The organism is Planococcus sp. CAU13 (assembly GCF_000775575.1).
GTDB lineage: Bacteria > Bacillota > Bacilli > Bacillales_A > Planococcaceae > Planococcus.
On the sequence record NZ_JRGN01000095.1, the window covers coordinates 1 to 10,199 of the forward strand.

Annotated in this window: 8 protein-coding genes; all 8 read right to left on the reverse strand. The window is 48.9% G+C overall.

The window, feature by feature from the left end; translation table 11 throughout:
* Positions 1-27: 27 nt before the first annotated feature.
* Positions 28-993, reverse strand: coding sequence for an electron transfer flavoprotein subunit alpha/FixB family protein (locus KW93_RS04150; RefSeq protein WP_033541712.1), 966 nt, complete (start codon positions 991-993; stop codon positions 28-30).
* 56 nt (positions 994-1,049) lie between these two features.
* Entirely contained in the window at positions 1,050-1,823 is a 774-nt protein-coding gene (locus KW93_RS04155) for an electron transfer flavoprotein subunit beta/FixA family protein (RefSeq protein WP_033541713.1), read from the reverse strand.
* Positions 1,824-1,843: 20 nt separating this feature from the next.
* Positions 1,844-2,617, reverse strand: coding sequence for an enoyl-CoA hydratase (locus KW93_RS04160; protein ID WP_033541714.1), 774 nt, complete (start codon positions 2,615-2,617; stop codon positions 1,844-1,846).
* A gap of 16 nt (positions 2,618-2,633) precedes the next feature.
* Positions 2,634-3,218: a TetR/AcrR family transcriptional regulator gene (locus tag KW93_RS04165; RefSeq protein WP_033541715.1), complete on the reverse strand. Its 585-nt coding sequence runs from the start codon at positions 3,216-3,218 to the stop codon at positions 2,634-2,636.
* Between the two features lie 88 nt (positions 3,219-3,306).
* Positions 3,307-4,998, reverse strand: a complete 1,692-nt coding sequence (locus KW93_RS04170; protein WP_033541716.1) for an AMP-binding protein — start codon at positions 4,996-4,998, stop codon at positions 3,307-3,309.
* A 597-nt stretch (positions 4,999-5,595) separates the two neighbouring features.
* Entirely contained in the window at positions 5,596-6,009 is a 414-nt protein-coding gene (locus KW93_RS04175) for a DUF350 domain-containing protein (RefSeq protein WP_033541717.1), read from the reverse strand.
* 22 nt (positions 6,010-6,031) lie between these two features.
* Positions 6,032-8,395, reverse strand: a complete 2,364-nt coding sequence (locus KW93_RS04180) for an endonuclease MutS2 (protein ID WP_033541718.1) — start codon at positions 8,393-8,395, stop codon at positions 6,032-6,034.
* 12 nt (positions 8,396-8,407) lie between these two features.
* A complete protein-coding gene (gene polX, locus KW93_RS04185; RefSeq protein ID WP_033541719.1) occupies positions 8,408-10,111 on the reverse strand; it encodes a DNA polymerase/3'-5' exonuclease PolX in 1,704 nt (567 codons plus the stop codon).
* Positions 10,112-10,199 lie beyond the last annotated feature (88 nt).

A 10,199-nucleotide genomic window follows, 5' to 3' on the forward strand; every position in this document is an offset into this window, starting at 1 on the left:
CTTAACGGGTGCCGTCGCTTTTCTTTATTACATTACTTTCTTAAATTCCTCAGTCAGCATCGGAATAACTTCGAAAAGGTCTCCGACAATGCCGTAATCCGCAACTTTGAAGATGTTCGCTTCCGGATCTTTATTGATGGCAACGATCACTTTCGAATTGGACATACCGGCCAAATGCTGGATTGCGCCCGAAATGCCGGCAGCAATGTAAAGGTCCGGTGTAACGACTTTACCCGTCTGGCCGATTTGCAGCGAGTAATCGACGTAATCCGCGTCACATGCCCCGCGCGATGCGCCGACTGCGCCGCCAAGAAGATTGGCCAGTTCCTGCAATGGCTCAAAGCCTTCCGCACTCTTCACGCCGCGTCCGCCGGCAACAATGACTTTCGCTTCCGAAAGATCGACGCCTTCAGCGGATTTGCGGACAACATTCTGGATGATTGTGCGCAAGTTTGTGATATCCACAGACAATGAGCTGACCTCTCCTGAACGTTCCTGTCTTTCCAGAGGGGCGATGTTGTTCGGACGGATCGTGATAAAATCGATATCGCCTTTGTTTTTCACTTTTTCAAATGCTTTACCGGAATAGATCGGGCGGATGTATACTGCATCGTCGCCTTCGCCTTCGATATCTGTCACGTCAGAAATCAGACCGGTCTGCAATTTGGAAGCGATTTTCGGCGACAGGTCTTTACCGACAGCAGTGTGGCCGAAGACCAGCGCTTGCGGCTGTTCCTGTTCGACCACTGCCATCATTGCCTGGCTGTAGCCATCGGATGTATAGGATTTCAAGTGCGGGTGTTCGACTGTTATGACGCGGTCAGCGCCGTAATTTACCAGTTCAGCGCCGTATTCTGCTACTGAATCACCGAGCAGAACACTTACGACTTCTCCGCCGCCGGAGATTTTTTTAGCTGCGGCAATTGCTTCAAATGAGACGTTGCGCAAAGAGCCTTCACGCGTTTCGCCCAATACCAATACTTTTTTCGACATAGTCCGTTAACCTCCTAAGTAGATGTGAAACTATCAATCAGTTCACTTTTTCTGTTTTAGATTACTTTCGCTTCATTTCTCAGCAGGCCGACAAGTTCGGACACCTGAGTTGAGATATCGCCTTCAAGGACACGGCCCGCAGATTTGGCAGGCGGCATGAAAATTTCGATCGTTTCTGTTTTCGCTTCAACATCTTCTTCGTCAATGTCAAGATCATCAAGTTCCAGCTCTTCAAGCGGCTTTTTCTTCGCTTTCATGATACCTGGAAGCGACGGATAACGCGGCTCGTTCAATCCCTGCTGTGCAGTTACCAATAATGGCAATGAAGTTTCAAGTTCTTCAGCATCACCTTCGATATCGCGGACAATCGTCACTTTTTCGCCTTCGATTTTCAGGCTTGTGATTGTTGTAACATAATTGATGTCGAGCAAATCGGCAACACGAGGTCCGACTTGTCCGGAACCGCCGTCGATTGCCACGTTGCCGGCAAGGATCAGGTCAGCTTCTTTATCTTTAAGATATTCAGCAAGTATGTAAGCTGAAGTATATTGGTCCAATTCTTCCACATCGTCCTCGACGTTGATCAGGACTGCTTTATCTGCACCCATGGCAAGCGCTGTGCGAAGCTGTTTCTCGGCGTCTTCTCCGCCCATCGTGATGACGGTCACTTCTCCGCCGTGTTCGTCGCGCACTTTGATCGCTTCTTCGATTGCATACTCGTCATATGGGTTGATGATGAATTCAGCGCCATCTTCCTGGATTTTTCCACCAGAGATGACTAATTTTTCTTCAGTGTCGAATGTACGCTTAACCAATACAAAAATGTTCATTGACGTAAACCTCCCAAGTATTATTTCCCTTTAAAATGTGCTTCCCGTTTTTCAAGAAATGCCTGGATTCCTTCTTTTGCATCTTCGGACACAAATACGGTACCGAATGAATTCGCTTCCGCTTCCACGCCTTTATGATAATTCTCGTGCTTGGCGTATTGCAGCATTTCAATCGCCGCTTTCACGGAAACCGGGCTCTTCTTCGCAATTTTCTTCGCGATTGTAAGCGTTTGCGAAAGAAGTTCTTCTTCCGGATAGGCTCTGTTCGCAAGGCCCAATTGCGCCGCTTCTGTTCCGCTGACCGGATCGGAAGTCAGCAGCATTTCAGCCGCTTTTGCGACACCGACATATCTCGGCAGACGCTGTGTTCCAGCAAAACCGGGAATCAGGCCCAATTGAAGTTCAGGCAATCCAAGTTTAGCATTTTCTGAGACAAAACGCATTTGGCAGCTCATTGCAAGTTCCAGTCCGCCGCCCAGTGCTGCGCCGTGAATGGCCGCTATAACGGGTTTCGGGAATGTCTCAACACGCTCGAACACTTTTTGCCCGCTTGCCGCGAGTCTCGAAAATTCTTCCCCCGAACTGACTTGTGTAAACTCCTTGATGTCCGCTCCGGCTGAGAAAAATCTGCCTTCGCCGTGCAGCACAATCGCCCGCACATCATCATTGTGTTCCACTTCGTTCAATAATTCGTCCACTTCCATAATCAGCGCACGTGACAATGCGTTTGCTGGAGGACGGTTGATTGTGGCAATTGCCACTCCTTCTTCGACGCGATAACTGATAAATTCCATTCAAAAAACCCCTCTCTTAGGCACGCATACCCTTCATCAATAAATGATGGACCTTCGGCGCCAATTCGACAAGATCATATTTATGTTCATTCATGACCCAGGTCGTGATGGTTTCATCCATCGTCCCGAAGACCATCTGCCTCGCAAGGCGGATGTCCATGGATTTGTCGAACTCGCCGGTCTCCATGCCGTCAGCCAAAATCTGGTCCAGCAGCAGCAGATATTCACGCAGCACGTTATTGATCTTCAGCCGGATTTCCGTGTTGGACTGTCTGAGCTCCAGCTGGGTGACGATTGCAAGATGTATATCCCCTGCCAGCAATTTGAAATGGCTCTCCACCATCAGCTTCAGTTTTTCCGAAGCCGAATCATCTTTGCCGAGGATCTGCTGGAGCTTGCTGACGAAAACCGCCATCTTTTCCTGAAAGACGGAAATAAGGATGTCTTCCTTGTTTTTGAAATACAAATAAATTGTACCATCCGCCACTCCGGCTTGTTTAGCAATTTTGGAAACCTGCGCCTGGTGGTAACCGTTTTCGGCAATGACAATTACTGCCGCATCGATTATCTGTTTATATTTCGGTTTATCTTTCTTTACCAATTCCTCACCACCCAAAAAAAATATGGAAATATGAATGGCGATTCATTCATATTTCCATATTAAAGTTAAAAGATTGCCCTGTCAAGCTTTAGGAAGGAACAGCTTCACTGAGCTTTTGTTTTTCTTCATCAATCAATGAGCGGCGGAGAATCTTCCCGACTGCCGTTTTCGGAAGCTCCGTCCGGAACTCGTAGATGCGCGGAACTTTGAATGCAGCCAAATGTTCGCGGCAATATGCATCGAGTTCTTCTTCCGTAATGGATTTTCCTTCTTTCAAAACGATGTAGGCCTTCACTGTTTCGCCGCGGTACGGATCCGGGATACCAGCCACTACGCATTCCTGGATGGCTTCATTTTCATACAGCACTTCTTCGATTTCGCGCGGGTAAATATTGAAGCCGCCTGCAATGATCATATCTTTTTTGCGGTCCACAATGAAGAAATGTCCGCCCTCATCCATATATCCCAGGTCGCCTGTCAACAGCCAGCCGTTGACAATGGTTGCAGCTGTCGCTTCCGGATTATTCCAGTAACCTTGCATAACCTGAGGCCCTTTGATCGCGATTTCACCTATTTCACCAGGAGGCACTGGTTCTGTCGTTCCTGGAGTAAACACTTTGCAGTCCGTATCCGGCCATGGCAATCCGACCGAGCCTTTAACCCGTTCGCCCCACACCAGATTCGAATGCGTCACCGGAGACGTCTCTGTCAGGCCGTAGCCTTCAACAAGGCTTCCGCCCGTGATTTTCTCGAATTTTTCCTGGACTTCAACCGGCAGCGGTGCAGAGCCGCTCATGCATGCAGTAATGGAAGAGAGGTCATATTTCGCAATATCAGGATGGTTCATCAATCCGATGTAAAGCGTGGGTGCGCCCGGGAAAAGAGTCGGTTTTTGCTTGTTGATCGTTTTCAATGCGGCTTCCGGATCGAATTTCGGCAGCAGCACCATTCTATTGCCCTGCATGACTGACAGGATCAAAACAGTCGTTAACCCGTAAACGTGGAATAATGGAATGATGCCGAGCACCGTTTCTTCGCCGTGCTTTGTCTTGTAAAGCCAGGTATCGCACATGGTCGCATTCGAAATCAGGTTTTTATGCGACAGCATGACACCTTTTGGTGAGCCTGTCGTGCCGCCTGTATATTGCAGCAAGGCCAGATCTTTATCGAAGTCGAAATCCGTTTTTTCCACATCCGTTGAAGCAATTTTCATGATTTCCGAAAACAGGTGATTGCTGCCGCGGTGTTCCACTTTCACGGTGATCCCGTATTGTTTTTTCTGGATGAACGGATAGATCATATTTTTCGGGAAAGGAAGGTATTCCTTGATGCCTGTGATGATCACGTTTTCCAGGTCCGTATCCTTCATGGCTTTTGAAATCCGCGGATACAGGATATCCATCGCCAGAATCACCTTGGCGCCGGAATTTTTCATCTGGTATGCAACTTCCCGTTCTGTGTACAGCGGATTTGTCATGACCACGACGCCGCCGGCATACAGGATGCCGTAAAATCCTATGACTGCCTGCGGTGAGTTCGGAAGCATGATTGCCACGCGGTCACCTTTTTTGATGCCCAGCCCCTGCAAATAGCTCGCGAATTTCATCGATGACTCATACAGTTCTTTGTAGCTGATATCCTTGCCCATGAAATGAATGGCTGTCTTGTCCGGAAACAGTTCGAACGTATGCGTCAGATAATCCTGCACCGGTTTGCTTTCGTATTCCAGTGTATGCGGAATTTCCGGCGGGTAATGCGCAAGCCAAGGTTTTTCTGTCATTCTTTTTTCCTCCTTTGTATTTTGAGAATCGTGTGAATATTCCTATTTTTAATTATAGAGATTTTTGTCAGCGCTTACAAACATTATTTTTAGAAAGCATATTTGAAGAATAGCTATCTATTCTTTTATAAGCCGCTAAGTCCTGGCGCGCTCCTTCGCCGGGATTCACTTCTGGACATGCAAGGAAGTCAGGAGGACTCAGGAATAAGTGTTGCGCTGAAATCTACTCGGGCGAATGCCCGAGTAAGCAAACTCTCTTATAATTGTATTTTATATACCGATTCGTTTCCAAGAGAAATATCTGGAGATATGGAGCAGAACAGCGAAGAAACTTCTCTGAAATAGTACAACTTCGAGAACCGTGCTCCACCAGTGCTGCGCACTTCGTCGCAAAGATTTGGCCTCGCAGCCGTCGGCCAAATCTTCGAAGCTATGATGCGCAATATCGGTTATCTAAACCTCAGCTCAAAAAAACCGCCAGCACATTCCGCCGGCGGTTTTCCCTTAAATCATGAAAAGATAAATTATCCCTACAAGCATAAACAAGATGCAGCAAACGAACAGGATCTTGATAAGATTTTCCAAGTTTTACAACTCCTAAGAAATACTGGCACCAATAACAAACGATAGCCCGACAGATATGGTCAGGGAAATAAAGCCGACAGAACGATTGTCTTTTTCTATTTCTTCATCCACTTTGAATTTCGGTGTCAGGAATTCAAACAATAAATAAGCGAAGATCAACAGTGTAAAGCCGTACAGTCCCCAGCCGATCATTTCCAGCATGGTGTTATGCTGTTCAATCGAATAATGGAAAATGTTTGTTATGCCGAAAATTTTGCCGCCTGTCGCCATGGCCACAGACAAATTCCCTTTTTTGATTTCTTCCCAGTTTTTGTACTTGGTGACCATTTCAAAAATGAACATCGAAACGATCAAACACAATACGACCACACTAAAATATCCTGCCGTCTCAACAAGCGGATGCGTCCAAAAACCATTCTCTGCCATTGCTCAATCTCCCCTAACCCCTCTACTTCAACTCTGCTACCGTAACGCCGGAGCCGCCTTCACCCGCCTCGCCGAAGCGGTAGCTTTTCACACGCGGATGTTTCTTCAGGTATTGCTGGACGCCCTGGCGGAGAGCCCCCGTCCCTTTTCCGTGGATAATGGAAACCTGATGGTAATTAGATAATAACGCATCATCGATATACTTTTCAACACGCGCAAGCGCATCTTCATAGCGTTCGCCTCTGAGGTCGAGCTCCAGTTTAACGTAGCTGTCGCGGTCTTTCAGCGTCGCCATTGTGCGCGTTTCTTTTTCTTTTTCAGGTCTTGTATAGGACAGATCACTTTCCGGCAGCTTCATTTTGAGGATACCGATCTGCACGATCCATTCCTTATCGGAAACTTTCTCGACAAGCGTCCCTTTTTGGCCGAATGAAATCACTTTCACTTCGTCATTCGGTTTTAATTTCACTTCACGCTGCTTGTCTTTGGCGGCTCGTTTCAGGATTCGGTTTTCAGGAGCCGCTCCTTCCAGCCGTTTTTTCGCTTCAATCAATTGATGCTCTTTGATGGTGCCCGGCTGGTTCAGCTGCATCTGACGCAATTCTGAAATGACTGCTTCTGCTTCGGCCTTTGCCCCTTCGACAATTTTCCGGGCTTTCTCGCGCGCTTTCTCTTCAAGCTGTTCTTTTTTCTGTTCATATTGTTTTAATTCGGCAGCCAATTGTTCTTTCAGCTGCTCCGATTCCTTCAGCACTTCGCTGGACCGTTCCGCGTCTCGCTCCGATTCCCGGCGGCTCTTCTCAAGAGACGCAATCATCGAATCGACCTGGCGGCTGTCGGTGCCGGTGAAACTCTGAGCATGCGTGATGATGTGCTCCGGCAGTCCCAAGCGTTTCGAAATTTCAAACGCGTTGCTTCGTCCCGGCACACCGATCAGCAAACGATAAGTCGGGCTCAGCGTTTCCACGTCAAATTCAACGCTGGCGTTGGCCACTCCCGGCCGGTTATAACCGTATGCCTTCAATTCCGGATAATGGGTCGTCGCAATGACACGCGCGCCCCGTCCGTGAACTTCATCAAGCAATGAAATCGCCAGTGCCGCACCTTCCTGCGGATCTGTACCAGCACCGAGCTCATCAAAAATGACAAGCGAGTTTTCATCGAATTTCGTCAGGATATCAACGATATTGACCATATGGGAAGAAAACGTGCTGAGGCTCTGTTCGATCGACTGTTCATCTCCAATATCGGCGAAAATCTGATTAAAGACAGCAAGCTCCGAACCGTCAAGCGCCGGAACCGGCAGACCCGACTGCGCCATCAGCGTGCAGAGGCCAACCGTTTTCAGCGTCACCGTCTTGCCCCCCGTATTCGGTCCGGTAATGACGATTGCCGTGATGTCACGGCCAAACTCAATATCATTCGCCACTACTTCATCTTTTGGAATCAGCGGATGGCGTGCCTTTTTCAAATTGATATAGCCTTCACTGTTCATGGCGGGTTTCGAGCATTTATTGGCGGCGCCGTATTTCGCTTTGGCGAAAATCATATCGATTTCACCGAGCACTTCGACCATGTCAAAAATGTCATGCGCCACTTCCTGCACCTGCGCCGACAGCATCTGAAGAATGCGGTCAATCTCTTCTTTTTCCTTCATCTTCAACCGGCGCACTTCATTGTTCGCCTGAACCACTGCGTCGGGTTCGATGAACAGTGTCTGGCCGGATGAAGACTGGTCGTGGATAATGCCGCCGTAATGGCTGCGGTATTCCTGTTTGACGGGAATCACGAACCGGTCGTTGCGGATTGTAACAATGGAATCCGACAGCATTTTCGATGCATTTTTGCCGCGGACCAGGCTTTCCAGCCGTTCACGGACGCGGCTCTCCTGGGAGCGCAATTGCTGGCGGATTGTGCGGAGCGCCGGGCTTGCGGAATCCAGTACGCCGCCGTTGTCATCGATGCAGGCATTGATGTCGTGTTCAAGCTGCGTCAGAATCGGCATCGATTCCTTCTTCTCCAGGAATAAAGGAATTTGAATATCCCCTTCTTCACGGATCGCTTCGAAGAATTGACGCAGGATGCGGCTGGCGCGGATCGTCGATGAAACTTCCATCAATTCCACCGGGCTGAGAGCACCGCCGATCTGCGCGCGGCGGGCATGCATGCGGACATCAAAAATACCGCCCATCGGGACATTGTTTTTAACGCGCAAAATTTGCGCCGCTTCGTCCATTTCTGCCAGTAGCCCTTCAACTTCCGTTATTTCAATGGAAGGAACCAGTTTATCTATATGGCTTTTACCGAGTGAAGAAGTGCAGTAGCGTGCCACTTCATCGCGGATTTTGTAGAATTCGAGTGTCTTTAATGCGCGTTCAGCGATCAAATGGGACACCTCCTATTTTTTCAGGTATGCTTTCAATTTCTCCAGTGGCCACGTATTGACCACGTTATCACGTTTCAGCCAGGCTTTCTGGGCATGGCGAACGCCTATATTCATTACTTCGAGTTGATCGATGGCGTGAGCATCGGTATTGATGGCCACCGGCACTCCTTTTTCCTGCGCCATCTCGAGAAACTCCACAGCGAGATCCAGACGGTACGGACTGGCATTCAGCTCAACAATTTTGCCGTATTCAGCAGCCCAGTCCAGCAGCTGCTCCACATCCGGGTCATAGCCGCTGCGCTGGCCGACGATGCGGCCGGTCGGGTGGGCAATCATGTGGACATGCGGATTTTTCATGGCCGTCAGGATCCGTTCCATAATCTGTTCCTGAGGCTGCTGGAAACTGGAATGGATGCTGGCGATGACGAAATCGAGCTGCTTCAGCACTTCGTCGTCAAAATCAAGCGTGGCATCCGGCAGGATATCCATTTCCGTGCCGGACATCACTTCGATATCGTTATATTCTTTATTCAATTCACGGATTTCACCATTCTGTTCCAATAAACGCTCCGGCGTCAAGCCGTTCGCCACTTTGAGGTAATGGGAATGGTCTGTAATGACCATATATTCGTAATTGCGGCTGCGGCAGGCGTCAATCATTTCCTTCAGTGAATGCGCTCCGTCTGACCATACTGTGTGCATGTGAAGATCGCCTTTGATGTCATCGATTCCGACAAGCTCCGGCAGCTCTTCTATGCGGTCCGTCTCACGGCCGTCTTCACGGACAGACGGCGGAATGAAAGGCAGGCCGAAATGAGCGAAAAACTCTTCTTCGGATTTGAAAGTCTCGATTGAACCATCTTCCTGCTCGACACCGTATTCACTGATTTTCTTGTTCTGTGATTTCGCAAGTTGGCGCATCTTCACGTTATGGTCTTTTGAGCCAGTGAAATGATGCAGCGCCGTGATGAATTCTTCCGGTGCCACCAGGCGGAAATCGACATCGATCGGATCCTGGAAGTCGATGGTCACCGAAACTTTCGTATCGCCTGAAGCAATTGTGTCCTGTACCGGAAGCGCCGCCAGCAATTGCTCTTTCACTTTTGCAGGCTCTGCCGTCGCCACGATGAAATCAAGGTCCTTGCTCGTTTCTTTCGTGCGGCGGTAACTGCCGGCCACGGAGAATTCGCTGACTTCTTTGATGTCCCCGAGAATTTCATTGATGGCAGCGACCGCTTCTTCCGTCTTCCAGATAGGATGACGGCCGGGCTTCGAGTCAAATTCCATCAATTCCTTCAGGATTTTATCTTCCGATTTCGGGCCGAAGCCGGGCAGTTTCTGAATGGTGTGGTCGATGCACGCCTGTTTCAGCGCTTCAGCCGAATCAATGCCGAGGTCTTTATATAATTTCGCGATTTTTTTGCCGCCGAGCCCAGGCAGCTTCATCAGTGGAATGAGCCCTTTCGGCACTTCTTCCTGCAATTCTTCCAGCACCGTCGACTTGCCGCTGTCGAGCAATTCGGTGATGACGTCGCCAGTCCCTTTGCCGATCCCTTTCAGTTTGGTGACGTCTTCGATTTCTGAAAGCGAACGCTGATCGAGTTCAAGGGCCTGCGCCGCTTTTCGGAAAGCCGACACCTTGAACGGGTTTTCCCCTTTCAGTTCCATATATAGAGCAATCTTTTCAAGTGTTCTGATGATTACTTTTTTATTCATCGGGAGACCTCCTGTATAGTAGGTAAATTAATTTTTTATAATCATTCCGCTCCAGGGGGACGCTTTCCGCGGGAGTGGCCTGAGCCTC